At 42.0% G+C, this 21,570-nt stretch carries 16 protein-coding genes and 1 tRNA gene; 8 read left to right on the top strand and 9 right to left on the bottom strand.

Going from position 1 to position 21,570, the window contains the following annotated elements; genetic code table 11:
* Positions 1-5 precede the first annotated feature (5 nt).
* The gene (locus tag GNF10_RS04845) at positions 6-1,145 is read left to right on the top strand and encodes a peptidoglycan-binding protein (RefSeq protein WP_185581755.1); all 1,140 of its coding nucleotides are present in this window, start codon (positions 6-8) and stop codon (positions 1,143-1,145) included.
* 131 nt (positions 1,146-1,276) lie between these two features.
* Here GNF10_RS04845 and GNF10_RS04840 read toward each other — a convergent pair whose 3' ends face one another.
* The 4 genes from GNF10_RS04840 to lipA all read right to left on the bottom strand — a co-directional run bounded on the left by GNF10_RS04840 (position 1,277) and on the right by lipA (position 6,026).
* Positions 1,277-1,732, bottom strand: a complete 456-nt coding sequence (locus tag GNF10_RS04840; RefSeq protein ID WP_114080112.1) for a Fur family transcriptional regulator — start codon at positions 1,730-1,732, stop codon at positions 1,277-1,279.
* Positions 1,733-2,163: 431 nt separating this feature from the next.
* Complete coding sequence (gene sigC / locus GNF10_RS04835; RefSeq protein ID WP_185581756.1) at positions 2,164-3,414, bottom strand: RNA polymerase sigma factor SigC; 1,251 nt, start codon at positions 3,412-3,414, stop codon at positions 2,164-2,166.
* Positions 3,415-4,156: 742 nt separating this feature from the next.
* Positions 4,157-5,086 carry an NAD(P)H-dependent glycerol-3-phosphate dehydrogenase gene (locus GNF10_RS04830; protein ID WP_185581757.1) on the bottom strand — a complete coding sequence of 310 codons (930 nt, stop codon included), beginning with the start codon at positions 5,084-5,086 and terminating at the stop codon, positions 4,157-4,159.
* Positions 5,087-5,153: 67 nt separating this feature from the next.
* Positions 5,154-6,026, bottom strand: coding sequence for a lipoyl synthase (gene lipA / locus GNF10_RS04825; RefSeq protein ID WP_185581758.1), 873 nt, complete (start codon positions 6,024-6,026; stop codon positions 5,154-5,156).
* A gap of 138 nt (positions 6,027-6,164) precedes the next feature.
* Between lipA and GNF10_RS04820 the strand changes: the two genes are divergently transcribed.
* Both GNF10_RS04820 and GNF10_RS04815 read left to right on the top strand, forming a co-directional pair.
* A tRNA-Pro gene (locus GNF10_RS04820) sits at positions 6,165-6,238 on the top strand.
* A gap of 235 nt (positions 6,239-6,473) precedes the next feature.
* Complete coding sequence (locus tag GNF10_RS04815; protein WP_185581759.1) at positions 6,474-6,671, top strand: hypothetical protein; 198 nt, start codon at positions 6,474-6,476, stop codon at positions 6,669-6,671.
* Positions 6,672-6,699: 28 nt separating this feature from the next.
* Here GNF10_RS04815 and GNF10_RS38350 read toward each other — a convergent pair whose 3' ends face one another.
* Positions 6,700-6,831 carry a hypothetical protein gene (locus GNF10_RS38350; RefSeq protein ID WP_260445852.1) on the bottom strand — a complete coding sequence of 44 codons (132 nt, stop codon included), beginning with the start codon at positions 6,829-6,831 and terminating at the stop codon, positions 6,700-6,702.
* Between the two features lie 770 nt (positions 6,832-7,601).
* Here GNF10_RS38350 and GNF10_RS04810 point away from each other — a divergent pair.
* Entirely contained in the window at positions 7,602-12,968 is a 5,367-nt protein-coding gene (locus tag GNF10_RS04810) for a translocation/assembly module TamB domain-containing protein (protein ID WP_185581799.1), read from the top strand.
* A 267-nt stretch (positions 12,969-13,235) separates the two neighbouring features.
* Here the strand turns inward: GNF10_RS04810 and GNF10_RS04805 are convergent, their stop codons facing one another.
* Complete coding sequence (locus GNF10_RS04805) at positions 13,236-14,153, bottom strand: polysaccharide deacetylase family protein (RefSeq protein ID WP_185581798.1); 918 nt, start codon at positions 14,151-14,153, stop codon at positions 13,236-13,238.
* A gap of 394 nt (positions 14,154-14,547) precedes the next feature.
* On the opposite strand from GNF10_RS04805, the gene GNF10_RS04800 reads away from it, so the two are divergent.
* Positions 14,548-15,060: a DUF3122 domain-containing protein gene (locus tag GNF10_RS04800; RefSeq protein WP_221643374.1), complete on the top strand. Its 513-nt coding sequence runs from the start codon at positions 14,548-14,550 to the stop codon at positions 15,058-15,060.
* 132 nt (positions 15,061-15,192) lie between these two features.
* Here GNF10_RS04800 and GNF10_RS04795 read toward each other — a convergent pair whose 3' ends face one another.
* Together GNF10_RS04795 and GNF10_RS04790 are read right to left on the bottom strand one after the other, a co-directional pair.
* On the bottom strand, positions 15,193-15,483 hold the full coding sequence (locus tag GNF10_RS04795) for a hypothetical protein (RefSeq protein ID WP_185581797.1): 291 nt from the start codon (positions 15,481-15,483) through the stop codon (positions 15,193-15,195).
* 347 nt (positions 15,484-15,830) lie between these two features.
* Positions 15,831-16,670: a prephenate/arogenate dehydrogenase gene (locus GNF10_RS04790; protein WP_185580822.1), complete on the bottom strand. Its 840-nt coding sequence runs from the start codon at positions 16,668-16,670 to the stop codon at positions 15,831-15,833.
* Between the two features lie 69 nt (positions 16,671-16,739).
* Here GNF10_RS04790 and GNF10_RS04785 point away from each other — a divergent pair, with 69 nt between their 5' ends.
* From GNF10_RS04785 to GNF10_RS04775, 3 genes are all read left to right on the top strand, one after another.
* Positions 16,740-18,314: a pentapeptide repeat-containing protein gene (locus GNF10_RS04785; protein ID WP_185580823.1), complete on the top strand. Its 1,575-nt coding sequence runs from the start codon at positions 16,740-16,742 to the stop codon at positions 18,312-18,314.
* A 133-nt stretch (positions 18,315-18,447) separates the two neighbouring features.
* Complete coding sequence (locus GNF10_RS04780; RefSeq protein WP_114080119.1) at positions 18,448-19,041, top strand: DUF1517 domain-containing protein; 594 nt, start codon at positions 18,448-18,450, stop codon at positions 19,039-19,041.
* Positions 19,042-19,111: 70 nt separating this feature from the next.
* Positions 19,112-19,996 (top strand): hypothetical protein, encoded by an 885-nt coding sequence (locus tag GNF10_RS04775; RefSeq protein ID WP_185580821.1) that lies wholly within the window; start codon positions 19,112-19,114, stop codon positions 19,994-19,996.
* A gap of 669 nt (positions 19,997-20,665) precedes the next feature.
* Here the strand turns inward: GNF10_RS04775 and GNF10_RS04770 are convergent.
* Positions 20,666-21,439 carry a hypothetical protein gene (locus GNF10_RS04770; RefSeq protein ID WP_185587864.1) on the bottom strand — a complete coding sequence of 258 codons (774 nt, stop codon included), beginning with the start codon at positions 21,437-21,439 and terminating at the stop codon, positions 20,666-20,668.
* Positions 21,440-21,570 lie beyond the last annotated feature (131 nt).

Below are 21,570 nucleotides of genomic sequence, written 5' to 3'. Positions count from 1 at the left end.
CAAATATGGAAAATCTTGCGTATTTGCACCTAGCTTTCGCCTACGAAGACAGCACACCCAGTGAATTGGTATCCCTCAGTTCTTTGTTTAACAAAGCAGCTGCACCAGACTGGAAACGGCTTTCTGGCAGGGCTTGGAAGTATATGTTGCCCCTTGCTCTGTCCTTGTCTATTCTTGGCGCTGTCAGCAGCGTTATAGCACTGGAAAAAGGCGATCAAGGCCCCTCTGTTAGAAATCTCCAACAAAAGTTGAGAACAGCAGGCTTTTACCAATCCTCTGTTACCCAAGTATATGACGCATCCACACAAGAGGCTGTGCGCCGCTTCCAAAAAGCCGCCGGTTTACCAGTGGACGGCATTGTTGGAGCAAGCACACTGCAAAAGTTAGAAAACTGGCAAGCTAAAAAGCCCAGTACTACGACAACACAAGCAAAAAAAGCCACTGTTGTCAGTACACAAGCTAAAAAGCCCAGCACTACTAGTTCGGTTCGTTCAGCCACCAACCAACGCCGTAATCCTAACTACCTTGCTAAGGGTGATGAAGGTGAAGATGTCAGAGCCTTGCAAGAACGCTTAAGAATCGCAGGCTTTTATTATGGGAATGCCACAGGAATATTTGGTCCAATTACCGAAGAATCTGTAAAGCGGTTCCAAGATTCTTACAAATTAAGCGTTGATGGAATTGCCGGCCCCGCAACATTGCGTAAATTGCCGGGAATTGGCATTGGCGATGGAGAAGAGGCTCCCAAAAAGGTAGTCAATCGAGATAAACTCCGTGTAGGCGATCGCGGTGAGTCAGTTAGAATTATCCAAGAACAATTGATCCAGGCAGGATATTTAGAGGGAGAGCCAAATGGCTACTATGGCCCCTATACTGCCGATGCTGTACGAAGATTCCAGGCAGCTAATTTCTTAGCAGCCAGTGGCGTTGCTGGCCCAACTACGCGAGCTAAGTTATATAGCTCAGTTAATACTGCTAAAAAAAGCGAATTTAATACCCTGGAAATCCAAACGCGACTACGGGAGCGGGGTTTTTATAAAGGCAAGCTGAACGGTGTAATGGCAGATGACACCAAAAAAGCGATTAAACAAGCCCAAGAATTCTACGGCATCAGCCTCAAGGATCTTAAGAGCGGACGCTTTTAACATCCGCTTTGGTCTTGTTAGTATCAGTTCCCAACTCGTTGCTAGCCTCTAGTAACAGCAAATTACGAACTGCTCAAAATTCCACTTATTTGGTTAGTTTGAGTAGTTTCGTCTGATTATTCACCCAAGTGCTAAAGCGGCATCAGCGCCCGTTGGCACTTGGGACACACTGCATGGATTGTCATTTGACAATCAAGCAGGTGGAAACCTTCTTTTTGGGCGGTTTTCGATCCAATTTTTAAAATTGAATCATTTTTAAACTCAATAGTTGAGTTGCATCTAACACAAATCAAGTGATGGTGATGATGAGGATAAGGCTGGTTGATCTCATAATGCTTATGTCCTTCACCCAGTTCTAATTCCCGTAAAATTCCCATCCTGGCCATCAACTTCAAAGTCCGATAAATAGTTGACAGACTGATCCCTTCACCATCAGTTTCTAGCCGATGATAAAGATCCTCCGCACTTAGATGTTCACCTTGCGGAAGTTCTTGAAAAATGTGTAAAATTGTTTCGCGCTGGGGAGTTAATCGCCAGCCTCGCCCGTTCAGTTCTGCCTTGAGTGAAGTAGTTGTGTAGACAGTCATACTAATATTTCTCAACAAAGCTTGTTAGTTGAGAATATAACAAATCTTGGGAGCAATTTGCAACAATCATTGCCTATTGAGAATTTATGCTAAATATTTAAGAACAATTCATTAAATCTTGATCAAAATTCAAATAATAAGCTGTATTGCATTTAATTTGCATACAGTTAATAGTTAGGATACTTGTAACGATTGCATCCCTTAACTTTAAATTTTAGATGAGTGAATTTTGAATTGTTTAACCGATCCCCACCTTCAAGATATCTGAGCAAAGCTCTGGGGGAACTCTTATACAATTAAATGCAAATTACTTGCTATAAGCCTCTAAAAGGCTTTCAATCTGGGATAAAATCAGTCCTTTGTCCCTAGTCATTTGTCAAGTGTAGTTTTCTAATGACAAATGACTAATGACAAATGACTCTTAACATTGATTAACTTAAAGACTCCAAATAATCGCGGATGAGGTTGCGACGCTTGGGTTGGCGTAGCTTTTGCAAAGCCTTGGATTCTATTTGCCGAACTCGTTCGCGCGATAAGTCGAGGGCGCGACCAATTTCTGCTAAAGAATAAGGATGACCATCTGCCAAACCGAACCGCATCAAAATTACATCGCGTTCCCGGCTAGTCAAATCTGACAGAAGATGATGCAAGTCTCTTTGTAAAGATTCTCGCATTAACATTTCTTCTGGGGTTACACAGTCAGTTTCGAGTAATTCGCCTAACTCAGTGTCTTTATCTTTGCCTACTTTGGTTTCCAAAGAAACAGAGCGAGGAACCCGTAACAAAACTTCTCGGACTTGGGTGGGTGTCATCTCTAACTCAGTTGCTAAATCCTCTAAAGTCGGAGTACGACCTTTTTCTTGAGCAATTTTGCGTTGAGCCTTTTTAATTTTGTTTAACTTTTCGGTAATATGAACCGGTAGGCGGATAGTGCGACTAGAAGTTGCGATCGCTCGTGTAATTCCCTGACGAATCCACCAGTAAGCATAAGTACTGAAGCGATAACCCTTAGTGGGGTCAAATTTTTCTACAGCCCGCTCCAAACCTAATGTACCTTCTTGGACTAAATCCAACAATTCCAAACCACGATTTTGATACTTCTTAGCAACAGACACAACTAAGCGAAGATTCGCCTTAATCATGTGTTCTTTTGCTTGCAGTCCTTGGGTCTGAACTTGCTCCAACTCTTCTACAGTCAACTTGGCAATTTCTGCCCAGCGACGTTTACCATTTGCCAAAGTTGGCCTAAGATCGGATAAAACTATATCAGCAGTAGCAGCCCATCTTTCCAAAGACGGCCGATGTCCCAGTTCCGAAGTAAGACGTTCTTGAACTTCAACTAACCTCAAATAGGGCGTAATCACTTCATCCCCTTCCTTGGCGGCCTTAGCAAGTACTATCCGCATCCGCAAGTAGCGTTGGACTTTTTGAGCTTCTGAAACCTCTTCATCGCGCCCCAACAAGCGAACCCGACCAATTTCTTGAAGATATAGACGTACTAGGTCTGTACTCCGACGGTTACTACTAGCAGCAAAGTTAGCATTGTCAACAGAAGCGATCTCTAGATCGTGTAGGTCATCTACCGATAACTCGCTTTCATCAACCGTGAGATCCGAGTCCAAAGCCTGGCGGGACTTTTTGGTGTTGTAGGGGGCATCTGCATAAAAAGATGTTGCTGGCATAAGATCGTCTCAATGGCTCCAGGTAACAATAGATTTCGGTCAGCTTAGATTACGGTCAGCTATTCAACTGTTGCTATTGTTCCCGCGATTAACGATGAACTAACATAGTTGAAGGTTCCATTACAATTTTTTTAGAAATTAACTGTAATGGTTTTATTGGATACAGTATTACTGGACTTAATCGGCTGCTAAATTTTTGATTTAACCAATAGCTATTTAAATTGGCAGCTAGGCTTTCAATATTTCAACTACTTAGTTAACATTTCAACCTTGGTGGGTTGTGATAGTAACTTTTGTAACACAGTATAAACATCCTTCAGTGAATGTCATCTTTATATTTGGCATAGTCACATTTACATGCCTACAAAAGTAATATCCTGACGATTTAGCAATTTTTTCTCAGGATTATTCAGGTATAAGTAGGACTAATAGATATCGGGGAAGTGATTAGTATTAACGGCAAAAATTCTATCGATACGGAGATAGAAAACGTAGGAAAGTTATTAAATACTCTCTCCGTGTCTTGCTAACCCGTCAATTTCAACTTGATTATGACTTACGCAAAACTATACTCATGCTGTAGGAGCAATTCATACCTGCTACAGCAAGGGTATGCTCTCAATACTTTTCGGTTAACGGGGAAAGGGGAAGAGTTTAAATTTACCTTTCCCCTTTACCCTTTAAGCTTTCCCCAGACCAAAAGAGAGATTATTGGGTTTATCCGAAAAGTATTGGGGATGCTCTAGTAGTTGTACTCTGGCTTGATATCTCGCAGCATCAGTTCATCAAGCGCTTGCCGGGGTGTGATTTCTCCCTGAAGTAACCGATAAACTTGCTCAGTAATTGGAACTGGAATGTTTTGTTGCTTGGCTCGTTGCATCAAAACCTGGCAAGTGTTCACTCCTTCGGCTGTTCCTTGTAAATTTGCAAGGGTTTCTTTAAGTGTCTTACCACCAGCTAGCTGGTAGCCGACTTGGTAATTGCGGCTTAAGGGACTATTGCAGGTTGCTAACAAGTCTCCAAGACCCGATAATCCATAAAATGTTTCCGTCTTTGCACCCCAGTCGTTACCGATGCGAACCATTTCTGTAAGTCCACGGGTGACTAAAGCAGCTTTGGCATTGGTTCCTAGATGTAAGCCATCGCATACACCAGCTGCGATCGCAATCACATTTTTTAGCGTTCCCCCCAGTTCCACCCCCAAGGGGTCAGGATTGGTATATACCCGGAAACGATGAGAAGAAAATACTAACTGCACTACTTCCGCAGCTGTGGGAATATTACTGGCTACCACTGTTGCTGCTGGTAACTCTAGTTGAATTTCTTTAGATAAATTAGGCCCAGACAAAACAACCACTGCATGGTTAGGGAATACTGTTTGCCAAATTTGTGACGGCGTGCAAGTGGTTTGGGGATCTAAGCCTTTGGTCGCCGTCACAAAAATCGTCTCTGGAGAAAGGGGGAAAGACTGGACTTGGGAAGCAACATCTCTCACACCAATCATTGAGATAGCGGATAGGATTATTTGGGCATCTTCTAAAACTGTTTGGAGAGTTTGGGAACCTTGACGCGACCACACGCGCACCTGATGACCATTCGCTGCGGCGAGATTTGCCAGAGATGCACCCCAAGCACCTGCACCCAGAATTGCTACAGATTTTGAATTAGTCATTAATCACTATTCTCCCCATCACCCAATCACCCCATTCTCTTAGCAATCTAAAATCTAAAATCTAAAATTAGCTCCGAGGATAACGTTCCATTAATTCCCTGACTTGTTCTGCATGATATGAGCTTCTTGTCAATGGAGAAGAAACAATTTGTAAAAATCCAATTTCTTCACCGAATGTCTTCCAAGCAGCAAATTGTTCTGGGTTGATAAATTCATTTACTTGTAAATGTTTTTGACTAGGTTGGAGATATTGCCCAATTGTCAAAATGTCGCAATCTACGGTTCGTAAGTCTTGCATGACTTGGCGAATTTCGACATCAGTTTCACCGAGTCCAACCATAATCCCAGATTTTGTGTATGTGCTAGGAGAAAGTTGGCGAGTTCGCTGTAATAATTCTAAGGTGCGATCGTAGTTTCCTTGGGGACGCACCCGGCGATACAGGCGTGGAACAGTTTCGGTATTATGGTTTAATACCTCTGGCGCTGCTTGTAGAATCAACTCTAAAGCATTCCAATTACCGCACAAGTCAGGAATTAGCACCTCAATTGTGGTGTTAGGTGAAACAGTGCGAACCGCATCAATACACGCCACAAACTGAGATGCACCCCCATCAAACAAGTCATCTCGATTTACAGAAGTGATTACTACATGATTAAGGTTCATGCGGCGAACAGCTTCCGCTAGTCGTGCAGGTTCCGTGGGATCTAGTGGTTTCGGTTTTTTCTCAAAATCAATATCGCAGTAGGGACAAGCGCGTGTACAAGCCGGACCCATAATCAAAAACGTAGCAGTACCGGCATTGAAGCATTCGCCAATATTCGGACAGGATGCTTCCTCGCAAACTGTATTGAGGGATAAATCCCGCAAAATGTCTTTAACGTTACCGATGCGCTCACGCTGAGGTGCTTTTACCCGCAACCAGTCTGGTTTTACAGTCACAATCCGCTTTTACCACTAGAGTTATACAAATTTAATCGTAGCAAGCAAAGCCTTGGGTGAAACGATCATATATATAGATGTAATTCTGTAATTTGGCACGGGTTGTGATATTCTTAATTTACAATGCCATTCTTATGGCGGGATGTGGCGCAGCTTGGTAGCGCACTTCGTTCGGGACGAAGGGGCCGCTGGTTCGAATCCAGTCATCCCGATTTTTTTTAGAGCGACAAATTATTTGTCAACTGCTTTCATATTGCCTTAATGTAGCTGAATTTCTTTGAGTACACAAGGCACGCGATCGCTACTAAACTGATGGAGTTTTAGACAATCAGCAACCAAAAGATTAACATAACTTGTTACCTACCACTGCATGAAATAAGTCTCAAGATAGTGTATGCCTCACCACAGAAGGACTTAAGCTTGGCGTATAAGTTTTAGGAAATAGTGATGAATAAGGAAACAGTTCCTAGTCAAGCTGAAAAATCGAGTCCAGAAGGTGAACCGTCGCAACTAAGTCCAGAGCTACTGGACAAAATCAAACACCCTGCGAGAATCGATGATGTTATTCGGGAGCAATCGCCAGAAGAACGCAAGAGTAACCCAGCTTTAGTACCAGAAATGATTGATGATTCAACCGATCAATGATCGGTTGGCGATGGAGTAATCTAAAAGCTCAGGTTTCTAAATTTTTAGATAAGTCAATAATCTTGTTAGTAATTGGTTGCTGTCTAAGACTAAGCAGTTTGTCTTGATATACTTCCGGCGTGTTGATGTGTAGTAGCACCGCCGGAATATCATGTTTCACTTAATAAATTACCGGATAAAATTATCTGGGTTTTTGTAAGTGCGTTCACTTAGTGTTTCGTAGACATTCGCGTACCATTACTGAATAAAAATAGATGCCTCATTTTACCTTTCTAGCTGGGCGCATTAATCAACTATAAGTTTTTTCTAAATAAAAATAAGCCAATTTTTCCAACTATTTAAACCACCATGATTAAGCTGTAATCAATAATTTATCTAAATAGATTCAGCCTAATTCACTATACATAAAAATAGTATTAATTGAGTAAAATTGCTGCCCAGATGCCCGACTTCTTCAAGAACGGGGAATCTAAATCTAGCTTCAGGAATTTCATTCAACTCTAGATTACTCTTAAATTTAAAATTACTTCCTGTCATCTATATTAAGTTAGATTATACAGAGTTTTAATTTTCTAACCAGGGTTGTATATACAGGAGTTATCACAAAATATATTCAGGAATTATGCAAGATTATGGAATAATATGAAACATTTACAAAGCGTCTCATTGGGGCAGCTTCTCCTGGAGAATAGAAGTAGCATGCCGCAAAGTTATTGCGAAAGTCTTCATATTATGAAACCATAGTTTGTAACTTACCGATACAACTGAGGCTAGTACAGCACGGCGCAAATAAACCACCTATTCCAAATCAACGAAATGCCTACGCTGTATTCATTTTTAATTTTTAATTTTTAATTTTTAATTCCGCCTTGCGGTACTAGCCTGTCTCTCGGCTCACTCCAGAAAAAAGTACTGGTACTAGTAACGATAATGACGCGCTCTCCAAATTCAAAAAATAATCAGGAACCATCTAATCCTCGTTTATGGCTCCTCCTCTTAGGACGTACCAGTTTGGCTCTCGGTGTCATTTTGCTGGTTGGAATTGCAGTCGGTGCTTGGTGGGCTAGAAGCTATGTATATAAGGATTTAGCGCCATTAGTGCAGCAAAATCTCGAACAATTGCTTGGGCGACCAGTAAAAGTAGGAAAAGTTGAACGTTTTTCGCTCTCTAGTTTGAGATTTAGCTCTTTATCCATACCAGCAACTACCACCGATGCAGACCAGGTGGTTGCAAAAGCCTTGGATGTGCAGTTTTCGCCCTTGCAAGTTCTCTTAACTCGAAAACTGGTATTAAATGTAATTTTAGTTCAGCCCAGTGTCTACATCCAACAGGATCGAGATGGTCGTTGGGTTACAGCCCAAGTGAAGGCTGGGGAAGGAAAAGGTGCTATTCAAACCGAATTGCAAACACTTCAGATTCAAGATGGAAATGTGGAGTTGATGCCGTTCGCCGCACCAACTAGACCGAAAGGTTCAGTAATATTAAATCAAGTTGGTGGTGTTGCGCGATTTTTTGATCAAAATCAGAGGATTGGTTATGACATCAATGCTCAACTCGCCAGGGGAGGTGGAGTAAAAATCGCTGGTGAAACCCAATTAAAAGCTCAAACAACTAGCCTCAACCTTTCAACACAAAATTTACAAGCATCTGATATCAGTCGATTAATTGAGTTACCAATTGCCTTGCAAGCAGGGTATTTAAATGCTGACTTAGCGCTTCAGATCCCACCTAAACTGTCAGACATAGCGATTACGGGAACGGCTACTGCTAATCAAATCACTGCCAAAATTAAAAATATCCCTCAGCAAGTTTCTAATTTTAATGGAAGATTTTCATTTCAAGGTCAGACAGTTGCTTTAGAAAATTTGAGTACTAACTTTGGCAAAGTTCCCATTCTGGCTAATGGAACAATTAATAATCAAACTGGTTTTAATGTCTCTGCTCAGATAAAACCAGTTAGTGCTAAAAATATTTTAGATACATTGAATGTAAATTCGTCAGTCCCAGCTAGTGGCGAAATTCAAGCAAATATTCAGGTGTTAGGCGCACTTCAAAAACCAGTCCTTAGCGGTACACTAAGCAACACAAAACCTATTCAAGTTGACCGCGTTCTCTTCAAAGCCATCAATACTGATTTCCGCTTGAATGTTTCTCAAACTGCATCTCAACTTGCTGTCTCTAATTTGAAAATAGTCCCCGCAGCAGGTGGTCAAATTACAGGAGGCGGTCAAGCTAATTTGGGAGCCAAAAGCGACGTAAGATTTAATGCTCAAGTTGACGGTGTATCTGGGGATATATTAGCGCGTGACTATGGCGTTAGTTTACCGATCGCAGTTGGAAATGTCTCGGCAAAAGCAGAAGTCTCTGGCTCACTTGGCAAACAACCATTAAACCTTGATATTTCCAGTGTTCAGGTAACGCCGCCAACAGGGGGGCAAATTACAGCCAGTGGTCAAATTCAACTAGCTCCCCAAGGTCAAGTAGATATAGGTATTCAAGCTCAAGGTTTACCAGGAAATGCGATCGCTCAAGGTTACAATATTTCAACTCCTCTGAATCTGGGTGGTATATCTGCGAACGCTAAAGTTTCTGGATCGCTAGGTACACCCTTAAACGTCAATGTTGCTCGCGTTCAAGCAAATCCAGAGGTGGGAGGGCAAGTAATAGCTAGCGGTCAACTTCAGCTTGCACCTCAAGGTAAGGTGGCGTTGAATGTACAAGCCCAAAATTTGCCAGGAGATGCGATCGCACGAGCGTACAAATCCTCACCTGGCATTACCATTGGGAATGTATCGGCAAATGCCAATATCTCCGGCACTCTGAGCAACCTACAAGCAGTAGCGCAAGTGCAAGCGCCTACAGCTACCTATCCCACTACCGGACGAGTTGTTGTTGCCAAACAAGGAGAGAATATCCTTTTACCAGGTGCGGTGTTGAATGTGGCAGGTGGGACAATTGTGGCTCAAGGTCAACTTGCACAACAACGCTGGCAAGGATCTGTCAAAACTTCTCAAATTCAACTCAACCGTTTCTCACCACAACTGCGAGGACGGCTTAATAGCAATCTTCAGTTAGCAGGGACAACAGAATCTTTCCAGCTTGCAGATATTCGCGCCGCCGGGCAAATCCGCCTTTCCCAAGGAGTATCATTGCTGGCAAAACCGCTTACGGCTCAATTTCAGTGGAATGGACAGCAGATTATAGTTGAAAACGCAACTACCCCAGGATTGAGTGCTAATGGTGCGATCGCAATTCAAACTCCACCAAATAGCGCACCCAAAATCGCTGGGTTTAATTTAAACGTACTGGCACAGAATTTCAACTTAAAAAATACAGGCTTTCAAGTTCCTGGAGACGTAGCGTTAGCGGGGGTACTTGATTTTAATGGAAAAATTACAGGTAATCTTGATGTTCCGCAAGCTAACGGCAACATCCGGCTGCGGAATTTTCAGGTTAGTAGTTTAGCGTTTGACCCACTTTTAACTGGAAACGTGAATTTTCAAGGGGGACAGGGAGCAAGTCTGCGATTAGCTGGGAAGCAAGACAGGATTGCGCTTAACCTGGGTGCAGATTATCGCCCAACCTCATTTTTAGTCAAGCGGGATGAGGCAGTTACTACAGGTAGAACCGAGGGAGAGAACTTACTCATCAACGCTCAACAGTTTCCTATAGCTTTGATTGGGGGCTTTTTACCGAACAATCAATTGAAACCTTTAGGGGGGCAACTATCGGGAAATTTAGTTGTCAATCTTAATAATTATGCAGTTGCGGGAGACGTTGCGATCGCAGGGCCTCGTGTTGCCAGAGTTGCAGCAGATGAATTTCGCGGCAGCATCAATTATGCTGATGGTACTGCTAGCTTGGCTAATGGTCTATTGCGGATTGGAGATAGCAACATCGCCTTAAGTGGAAATGTGCAAACAGGGAATGACCCGCAATTTCAATTCCAAGCTAACTTAGACCAAGCCAGAATCGAGAGACTTTTGCAAGCATTTAATATCTTCGACTTTCAAGACCTTGGCACAGGGTTGCAGCCTCCAACGTTGGCTGGAGCAGAGGTACTTGATACCAAGCCTATCAGTTTGCCCAATTCAGATTTGCTCACACAGCTTGCATATTTTTCAAAAATTGCAACATCGATCACACAACAACAGCAATTAGAGGCAAAAAGAGACTTATCTTTACCTACCCTTGCAGAATTAACGGGTGCTTTGAGTGGCGGAATTACAGCTAATGGTTCATTAAAATCTGGGTTGAATGTCGGCTTTAATTTCCAAGGTGCTAACTGGAAATGGGGTGAATATTCCATTAATCAAGTCGTTGCTCAAGGCAATTTTGCCGATGGAATCGTCACACTTTCGCCCTTGAGTATTGGGATAAATCAAGGTCTGGTGGCATTTTCGGGACAGTTAGGAACTGAACAGCTATCTGGAAAGTTGAATGTAGCAAGTCTACCTTTATCACTTTTACAACCTTTTATAGAAAGATATCCCATAGATATCACTGGTAATGTAAATGCTGATGCCACATTAGGAGGTAGTTTACAAGATCCCAGAGCGCAAGGGAATGTGACACTGGCGAATGCAACTCTCAACCAGCAACCTGTACAAAGTGGACAGGTGAACTTTGACTACAATAATGCTCGTTTGAATTTCGACAGTACCTTACTAGTAACAGGAACGCAACCAGTTACGATTACAGGTAGCGTACCTGCGCCGTTACCATTTGCCGAGGTGCAACCAGATAGCAATCAAATCAGCATCAACGCCGATGTGAACAATGAAGGATTGGCACTATTAAATCTGTTTACTAATAATCAAGTAACTTGGGTAGACGGTCAAGGAAAAGTAGACTTAAATGTTCAGGGTACTTTAAACGAACCAATTATCAATGGAAACGCCACAGTTAACAATGCAACCATTAGCGCTCAAGCTTTATCTGAACCCCTAACGAATGTAACAGGGACAGCACAATTTAATGGTAGTACGGTGAGTGTTAACAACATTCAAGCTCTTTACAATGAAGGGCAAATAACTGCATCAGGTATCTTGCCAATTCTCAATCCTCAGCCAGCCACAGCGAATCCCCTGACAATATCAATAGCAGACAAACTCGACTTTAAGCTTGCAGGATTGTATGAAGGTGGTGTCGGCGGCAATGCTGTAATTCGCGGAACAGCCTTAAAACCCGTAATTGGTGGAGAGATTCGGCTAAGTGATGGTCGAGTGATTATTGGAAATACTGCTAAGACAAAACCAGCCGCTACAACAGAAGCTAACACTAACGTCATAAATCTAAATAGAGAACAGGTTAACGCTAATGCTATACCTACAGCCCAAAGTAGCGCTAGCGGAGTTACTAAACCAGATAATAATGCTAACACCGCAGCAACTCCACCCAATTTACCTGTAGAGTTTGCAGATTTAAGGTTGAGTCTAGATGACAATGTTCGTGTTACCACTGAATCCCTATTAAGCTTTGTACCAGGAGGAGCCGCATTAAGTCAGCCCATACTGAACTTTGAGGCAAAAGGCGACTTGACCATCAATGGTACATTAGCCAAGCCACTTCCTGAAGGATTGATTCGTTTGACAGGAGGACGACTGAGCTTATTTTCCACTGAGTTTGCTTTAGCGCGAGGCTACGAACAAACTGCGCGGTTTACTCCAAGCCAAGGACTTGACCCTACTTTGGATGTCCGACTTACTGCGATCGTACCGGAAGCATCAGCAACGAACAGCCGAATTTTGGAATCACCATTGTCTGCTGAAATCAGCGATGTTTCTGCGACTAACTTCGGTACTTTACGTACCGTTCGCGTTCAAGCAAGAGTGGACGGGCCAGCGAGTGAATTGGGCGAGAATTTGGAACTGACGAGTGAACCTAGCCGTAGTCGTGGAGAAATAGTTGCTTTGCTAGGTGGCTCGATTCTTGGTTCTTTCGGTCAAGCAGATGCAGGACAAGGGCTGACTAATTTCGCTAGTTCTACCATTTTAGGTGGTTTACAAGGAACTATTACTGCGATCGGTCAAGCTGTTGGTTTCAGTGAATTTCGGATATTTCCTACCCCTACTACTAGTAATGAAACAAGGACAGCTTCAGTTCTGAATTTATCAGCAGAAGGTGTGTTTAATATTAATAGAAATTTCTCTGCTTCTTTATCACGCCCTCTTTCTAGCGATGAGTCTTTCCGTTATAACGTCCTTTATCGACTCAATGATGAAATTTTGATGCGAGGCTCAACTAATTTGGGAGATGAAAATCTATTCCAAGTTCAGTATGAAACTCGATTTTAGATTCATACAATTCAGTTAAACCTCGTCTACCTTGAGAAACGTAGTTTTGTAGCCTATTAGATTTTAGATTGCTGCAATCTTAATGCAGACCGATGCAATGGCATTGTTAATCGATGCAATAGCGTTCCCAGTCGATGCTATGACATTGCTCGCCGATGCAATGTTAATGCAGACCAATACAATGGCATTGCCAGCCGATACAATGGTATTGTCAGTCGATGCAATAGCATTGTTACCCAATAGTTTAGTTTGTCACTGATGATTAAACTAATGGTCTGGATTTTCATGATTTGTGACTACAGGTGATACTGCCGTTACTGCACTTTCTTCTTGGGCTTGCATTTCCAGCAATTGGGGAATTGTCACAAATCGATAGCCTTGAGCCTTCAAACCTGCGATCATTTCTGGTAAAGCTTTGACAGATTTAGAACGATTACCGCCCCCATCATGCAAAAGTACGATCGCACCTGGCTTTGCATATTTCAGCACATTTTTAACCAGCATTGGCACTTGAGGCGAATGACGTTCAGCATCTCCCGACTGTTCTGACCACATCATGACAGCGTACTTCTTATTTCTGGCATATTGGGCTAGTCCGTTATTCAGAAAGCCTCCAGGGGGACGAAACAGAGTAGTTTTCTCTCCAGTCGTCTTGTAAATAATATCTGCTGTGCGGTCAATTTCACTAGCCGCAGTCGCTTCATCCATTTTAAAATACCAATGATGCCATGTATGATTGCCAATTACATGACCATCAGCAGCCACTTGCTTGGCAACTTCGGGAAAATATTTCACCATTTGCCCAAGCATAAAGAATGTGGCTTTAATATTATTTTTCTTCAAAATTTCTAAAATCTGTGCCGTATTTTTTGGGCCAGGGCCATCATCAAAAGTTAGGGCAATGACTTTCTCATTTGCTTTTAGCTTTGCTTGATAAACAATTGTTCCCTGAAAAGTCTTTGGCACTTCATTCATCTGGTCTGTAGCTGAGGTGATAGACTGTGCATCTACACTAATTGCCTTATCTAAATTTGTTTTAACATTCTCACCTTTTGGCTTTTGAATTCCCAACATACGGTCAAGTTTAGTTGTGCCTGCAAGCAGACTGATACCCACACTACTTACACCAGCAATCAATGCAATAGTTATTACCTTTAGAAACGGCGATAATTTACGATTAGACACATTAAATCTCCTTCAATATTAGGGGTTGGGCATGGGGCATTGGGTATTGAGTTATTAATTCTGCCCCCAGATCCCAGCCTTTTTCTCCCTGCTCCCCACTTACATACTCGTACTTAGCTGTAAATTAATATATCTGCTGCTAAAAGAAAAAAGAATACGATATCTTGAAACATCCCAGCTTTTTAAGCGGGGTTAGGGGGGATCAATGAGTACATAAAATCACAGCCAGCCACTTTTAAAACAACCTCTTAAGCATAGGCCGGCGTAGACATCGCTATTTCTCCCAGCATACACCGCAGCCTTTAGACTAAAATTGTTGCTTTGAGAGTTAATTCTGACATCTTGGTGGAGCTTCTTCGGCTCTGCTTGTAAATTGTGCTGTAAAATATGTTAGATGAAGCGAAAATTTCAACAATATTTTTGGTGTTGTGCCTTAATAGTGTTTTTAACATTAACTGGATGTGGATGGGGTGTGGAGTCAGCACAAGCGCTGTTGCGTCAACATCATGATTCTCCCGGTACTTTACGCTACCATTCACAAGTATCTGTCAAAGATGAAAAAGGATATGCTTGGCAAGTACTGCTGTTCAAACAGAATTACACCAGTGCAGTAAAAGATTTACGGTTACGCTTAGTTGCTTTTCCGGGTGTCGTTAAAATTGCTCACCCCCAACCATTGTTGATTGAGACAGTAGCCGGAAAATTGCTCAGTGCATCGGATGCATACTCTTTAACTGCACCCGTTCCCAATGTGGGGGAATATAACTTAACTGATATATTACCGAAATTGCCAACAACTGATGCGCTCAAAGTCTATGTGCCTCTCTCTAATGGACAGAAATTGGTTCTCAACATATCCAACACTGTAGTCACTGAGTGGCAATGGCTAGTTACAGAAATTGATTAGTAAAAGCATTTCAATATAAAAATAACCCAATGGTGACGGGGGGCATAATTACTGCCTGCGGAGGCAGAAATCCTGTCTTCATATACTTATAACGACGAGTTAAAGCCTCCCACATCACACGCAGGAGTAATGTTAGTCTTGAGACTCCTCAGAGATAGTTTCCGATTCGGTTTCAAGTTCTTCTGTTTGGACTTTGACTGGAGGTTTAACGGGTTTTGGGCCACGCGCTAGGGCAGGATTCCCCTGCTGCCTGTTTTCATCTCCGTAAGATGCTTTTTTCCCTTTGTCAGAAGAGCGGTTACGGCTCGGTTTTGAGCTTTTGGGGTTGGATTCAATAGGAGTCATAGAATCCTTATTTTCGGAATTGTTGTCAGTATTTGCTTGGGACTGACGTTCCGATTTTTTGATTGGACGTTCTACCATTGTTGATTTTTGTAAATTTATCTGTATAGTACATCGGTTTGGTGGCTGTTAAACTGTTAATTAGCATTTTTTTAAAGGTTTTATTGTTAAAATTATTAAATAGCTATGTTTATTGATTTAGAAAAGAAAGTAGCTAACTAACTTTATCAACTACATCAAAAAACATTCTTGCAGAAGAATTCAGGAGCCAGAATCAAGAAAAAACTTTCCAGGTTTTTCTATGACCACTAAATATATATATTTAGTAGGGGTCTTAAACTAATTTATTTATCTGCTTTTTCGATCAGAATTAATTCTGTAAGCGGTAGCGGGGCGTTTAGCCCATTCTGACTCCTTATCCCTGAATTCTAATCAACAAAATCAGGTCGTGCCTTACCTGTTGATTTCAACTTTTGCTCTAAAACTGTCCAATTTTCTTGCTCAATTAAATTAGTTAATTCATCGAGATTGTGACGATACTGTTGCAGCGATCGCAGCAATGCTTGACGATTATACCGCGCCATCATCACGCCCAACTCTGGATTCCCACCACCCACACGGCTGGTATCCCGAAAACCCGAACTAGCTAACTTTTGAGCTAATTCCAAAACATCGGGGTCAGTTTCACTCAAACAAGCAGCAATCAATGAGGAACTGACCATTACAGGTAAATGGGAAATCCAGCTAACAGCGCGGTCATGTTGCTCTGGCTGACAATAGTAGATATTAGCTCCTAGCGATCGCACAATTTCTTCTACAACCGCAATTGCACTCGTTGGCGTTGTAGCTATCGGTGTTAATACATAAGGTTTATCAACAAATAAATTCCGTTGTGCAGCTTCTATGCCACTATCTGTTCTTCCCGCCATTGGATGACCGCCGATAAAATTATCCCAAATGGGAGAAATCGCCTTGACTATCTGTGCTTTTGCTGAACCCACGTCAGTCACGATGGTAGTGGTAGGCAAATGAGCGATCATTTGCTTCAATTGGGGCACAATAAGCGCTAGAGGTGTACAAATAAATACAACCTCTGCGGCTGCTAACAGACTCAAATCAACTGATGCTTCATCAACACTGCCGATAGCAACTGCCTTTTGACAGGTAGATTCACGGCGACTGACTCCTAAGATATGATGTCCTTGCGATCGCAAATCAAAACCCAAAGATCCGCCGATCAATCCCAACCCTAAAATCCCAATATTCATTTTTAATTTTGACATTCCGTTTTTATGACTTTACCAACTATTAAAGTTGGCATCCAAGGGGTAGCATCGATGACTGTAGAGGAATTACTAGAAAAGTACGCAGCAGGAGTCTTAAACTTTAGTGGTATTGACCTTGCAGAAGCTAATCTGAGTGGGGTCAAACTCAGTGGCGTGAATCTTAGCGATGCTAATTTGAGTATAGTTAACCTCAGTGGCGCGAATCTGAGCGAAGCTAACTTGAGCAATGCCAAGCTGAATGTAGCCAGACTCAGTGGCGTGAATCTATCGAACGCCATCTTAAATAACGCTAGTCTCAACGTCGCTAATTTGATTCGAGCCGATCTCAGCCGCGCTCAACTTAAAGGAGCCTTATTGATTCGCGCTGAGTTAATTCGCGCTGACCTCAGTCGTGCTGACCTGTCGGAGGCTGACCTCACCAGTGCTGATTTACGAGAGGCGACACTCCGCCAAGCGAATCTCCGCCATGCTAACTTGAGTGAAAGTGTCTTGAGAGGCGCTTCCATGACGGGAGCAAATTTAGAGATGGCTAACTTAAACGCCAGTGATCTTAGTCGTTGCGATCTCAGTGGTGCAAATTTGCGAGATACTGAACTCAGACAAGCAAATCTTAGCCATGCTAACTTGAGCGGAGCAGATTTGAGTGGGGCGAACCTCCGTTGGGCAGATTTGAGCGGGGCGAACCTCCGTTGGGCAGACTTGAGCGGCGCAAAATTGAGCGGAGCTACTTTAATTGGCGCAGATTTAACCAATGCGAATTTAACGAATACAATTTTTATCCACGCCGATTTAACTCAGGCAAAATTAATTAGGGCGGAATGGATTGGTGCTGACTTAACTGGAGCAACATTAACTGGGGCCAAGCTTTACGCCACCTCCAGGTTTGGTTTAAAAACCGAAGGTATGATTTGTGAATGGGTCGATCTTAGTCCAGCCGGCGATCGCTCCATTATCCAAAAGTTCCATTCCGAAGACTCACGAGACTTTTTTAACGAAACACCGCCGACAATCCGCATTATTGTTGATGCAGCCTTAGAACACGAAGCCAATTTTGCGATCGCAGGCGCTTACTATCAAATTGCTCAGGAATACCGGATACTAAAACAACCCCCAAGCATCGAAAGTGGTCGTCGTCGAACTGTTTTCACATTTTATGTAGATAGTGACGAAGCATTATTTTCCACTGCTTACATTGTGATTCTTCCCTTTCTAGATGCGGCATTTACTCAAAAGAATATTTCCAGTGTCGTGGAAATGATTAATAGTGAAGTTGTTGAAAATCAGGATTTAAAATTGCCAAAATCGCCCCTAATTGTGAAACAATTAAATATTCTTCTAGAGCAAGCCATGAGTCAGGCGGCAACAATTAAACAAACTAAAAAAAATATTGAAGTAGCCACAAAGTTAAATTTTTGTAAAGCCCCAACTCAAATAGTTTTAACGAATTCTAGCGCCCACACATTGATTGTCCATGACCATCCCAATTTTGGGAAAAGATTTATTAATCGCTCTGCTCTTAATACTTCAACTTATGATGATATATCTAATGAAGCAACAAAATACATCTTACCTTCGTTAAGTATGGTTATAGATTTTGTCAAAGGATTTCACTATATTAGTCATTAGAAATGGGGAATGGGGAATGGGGAACTTGTACTGAGCGCAGTCGTTCGCGTAGCGTCTCGCAGAGAAGTATGGGGAATGGGAATTAATTATTAGACAAATGACAAATGACAAATAACAAAATTTTGGAGGAAAAATGAGCAATCTTTTTAATAAAATGATCGGTCGAACTCGCTATGTAGTCTTTCGCCTATTTCTGCACTTGGGGGGAGGCGAGGTAGCGCCAATTTTGGGAGTATTAAATAGTGCTGGGCGAGATGCGATCGATGCCGATGGCGACTTAGAAGTTTTGGGAGAAGGATTGGTAGAGATTAGCCAAACTCTTCTACAATACGATGAATATTGGCTTTCTGCTGCCAACGAAGGCGATGTATTTTGGAGTGAAGGCGAGGCGGGAGATTATGTTAATGAATTATTTACTGACTCTGCCGAAAGATATCTCAGTGAACCAGATTACAGTTCTGACTCTGGATTGAATGAACCTTTATCTATACCTGTAACTCGCAACGTCATTGTAATGATTACAGTAGCTTATGAAGGAGAAGTACCAGAGTTAGAAACCGATCTTTCTAACGTTCAGGCGCTTAAGGAAGGATTGAAAGCATTGATAAATTTGCATTATAAACATAGATTAAAGGCAATCCAAGTACATTTCTCCCCAGCACAGTTAGGCGATGAACTCACTAGCGATCAACTGTTGCAATATTACCCAGAATTGATTCCTTTATAATATGTTGGGTAGTCCGTACTTACTACTCACATCGAGAAATTGTTAAGCTCAGAGATAGGACAATAATCCAATGATCATGACCATAGTACGTAAATTTACAGCCGTTTTTTTAGCTCTGAGTTTGTGTGTCACAACTGTCGCTTGTGGTGGGGGAAACGAAACTACTCCTCCCGCTAAGAACGTCAGCCAAACCTCTACTAACACAAAGCTGAGTGATGGGGAGTATAAAATACAACAAGCTACTTATGACGATGCAACTGGTGAATACAGCTTGTTTTTACTTAACAATAATCCCCCAACCTTTGCAACCGAAAATTTGCAAATGGCACGGTTAACTGATGATGAAATCAAGCAAGGTAAGAAGACCTATCTGAAGGTAGAAAAGGGACAACCGATTTTATATCTAACGGAAGACTTTAAAATAGATTACGTCCACAACGTTACCGAAAATAAAACCAATCCCCAAACCGGACAACAAGAGACGGTTGTAGTCCGTCGAGAAAATAGCTTCTGGGCACCCTTTGCTGGGTCTGTAGCTGGTAGCTTGGCGGGACAGGCAATTGGTAGTATGTTGTTTAGACCTCAGTATTATGTACCCCCTGTCTATCAATCAGGGCAAGGATTAAGTGGCTTCGGTGGATATGGCGGAAGCTATGGCCAAGCTGTCCAAAACTACCAAAGTCGCTATAATGCACCACCCGCAGCCGTGACAAATCGAACTGCGTTCCGCAATACAGGGACGATTAGAAGGTCATATCCTGGAAATACAAATATACGCAATACACCGCGTAGCACTACAGGTAATAACCGTCCTTCTGGTTCTGGTTTTGGTGGTAGTACGTTGCGACCCTCTGGTAATTCCAGCACTACCAGACGCAATTCTGGCAGTGGTTTTGGTAGTGGACGTAGTACAGCACCCCGCCGCTCTAGTGGTTTTGGCAGCAGACGACGTTAGAAAATTTTCAATTAAATAAGTAGACTGCCTAAGAAGTTAAAGTAATGTGTTGCATAAAGAAGCCGGAGGGTCACAAGTCAATCCTCCGGCTTCTCTTTATATCTATGCAATTTGTGATCAGAAATTATGAATTATTCGGTCAAATAATAGGAAATACTAAATATAAATATTGCTAAGAGAACAGGAATCATTTTATTAAAGTCTATTTGCTTTTTTTGAACTATTTCTAAACAAGACATCGGAATCATCAGGGGCCAGAAGATAGTTGTTACCACAAACATCACAACTGATAAAAATTTATCTTCTGGAGTGGAAGCAGGATGACGTAGAGCAAATATTAACCAATTGATTAAAAAATAACATGTCATTAACAGATAACCAATAGTTAAAGTCAGTTGTATCTGATTCACCGTAAGTACTCCTGAAGTTATGTGAGCTTCACCAAACATCATCCGTACAAAGTTATAACATATTTGGTTTTCTTCCTTGCTCTAGAAAACTATAGTATCTTTATATACTAAACAAGTAACATATTTGTGATGTCAAACTTCTCTTGCTGTTTGTAGAGCCTCATTAACCCTCTTTGAAGAAACTTTTTAAATTTTGGATGATGAATATTTATATAGCACGCTCCAAAATTTAAAATTTGGTTAGCTATGAGAGTAATAATTAAGCAGTCTTAAAAAATCGAATAATTTCGCGGACATGATCGAGAAATTGTCCGTCGGTAGAAAGTTGCGCGATCGCAGTTCGTGCTTCTCTTGCCAAACGCTCATGTTCAGTTTGATTTGTCGCCCGTAATTCCTCAAAATTAGCTGCAATCCGGGCTAAATCTCTGCGAGTCTCTTCGGCGAAGCGTTGTTGAGTTGCGGGTAATGAATAGGGTTGTTCTGAGTTGAGTTGATCTTCTAACGACTGGATTTTTTGCTCCAATATCGAGAAGCGATCGCGCAATTCAAAAATATCTTCGCGTGGATACTTCCATTCTTGGCGAATCATCGCTAATCGCGCATATAAATACTCATAAGCTCGAATAGCTGGACGCAGAATCGTTAATAACAAAGCTGCACCAGAGCTTATATATCCCACCGTACTAATGCCAGTGGCAGCAAGGGTATAAAGACCAACGGCTGAGAATAAGTGTAAAGCAATGGCAACCCAGAGCGATCGCTTCGCCAACAATGTGACATACTTCACTTGTTTCTCATCGACTGGAATTCCTTTTTCAGTTGATTGTGCTGCTTCTGCTAAAACTTCTTTGGCTTGAAAATGCACATTCCACGGTACGGTAACAATTACTAATAGCCACCAAAAACTTGCACCACCAATCACCCAATCAAGAAAGTTACCAGCAGGGATGTGCAACCATTGCAGTAAGCCAAAAGCTGTTAACACCACAACCACAATTCCTGCAATGGAGCTGATGAAAAAGTTAATATACATCTTGCCCTGTCTCCGATGAAACCATCATCTCGATCATGACGATATCCCAGCAGTTATACGGAAATGCTTGTGATGGTTTTTCTATTTGCACACACTAGTTTTTGAGTGATATAGCTACGCTAATTAGGTTG

It is taken from the genome of Nostoc sp. UCD121 (assembly GCF_014222285.1).
GTDB lineage: Bacteria > Cyanobacteriota > Cyanobacteriia > Cyanobacteriales > Nostocaceae > Nostoc.
Note: the sequence above shows the minus strand (reverse complement) of the source record. Positions and strands in the feature narration are given on the sequence as shown.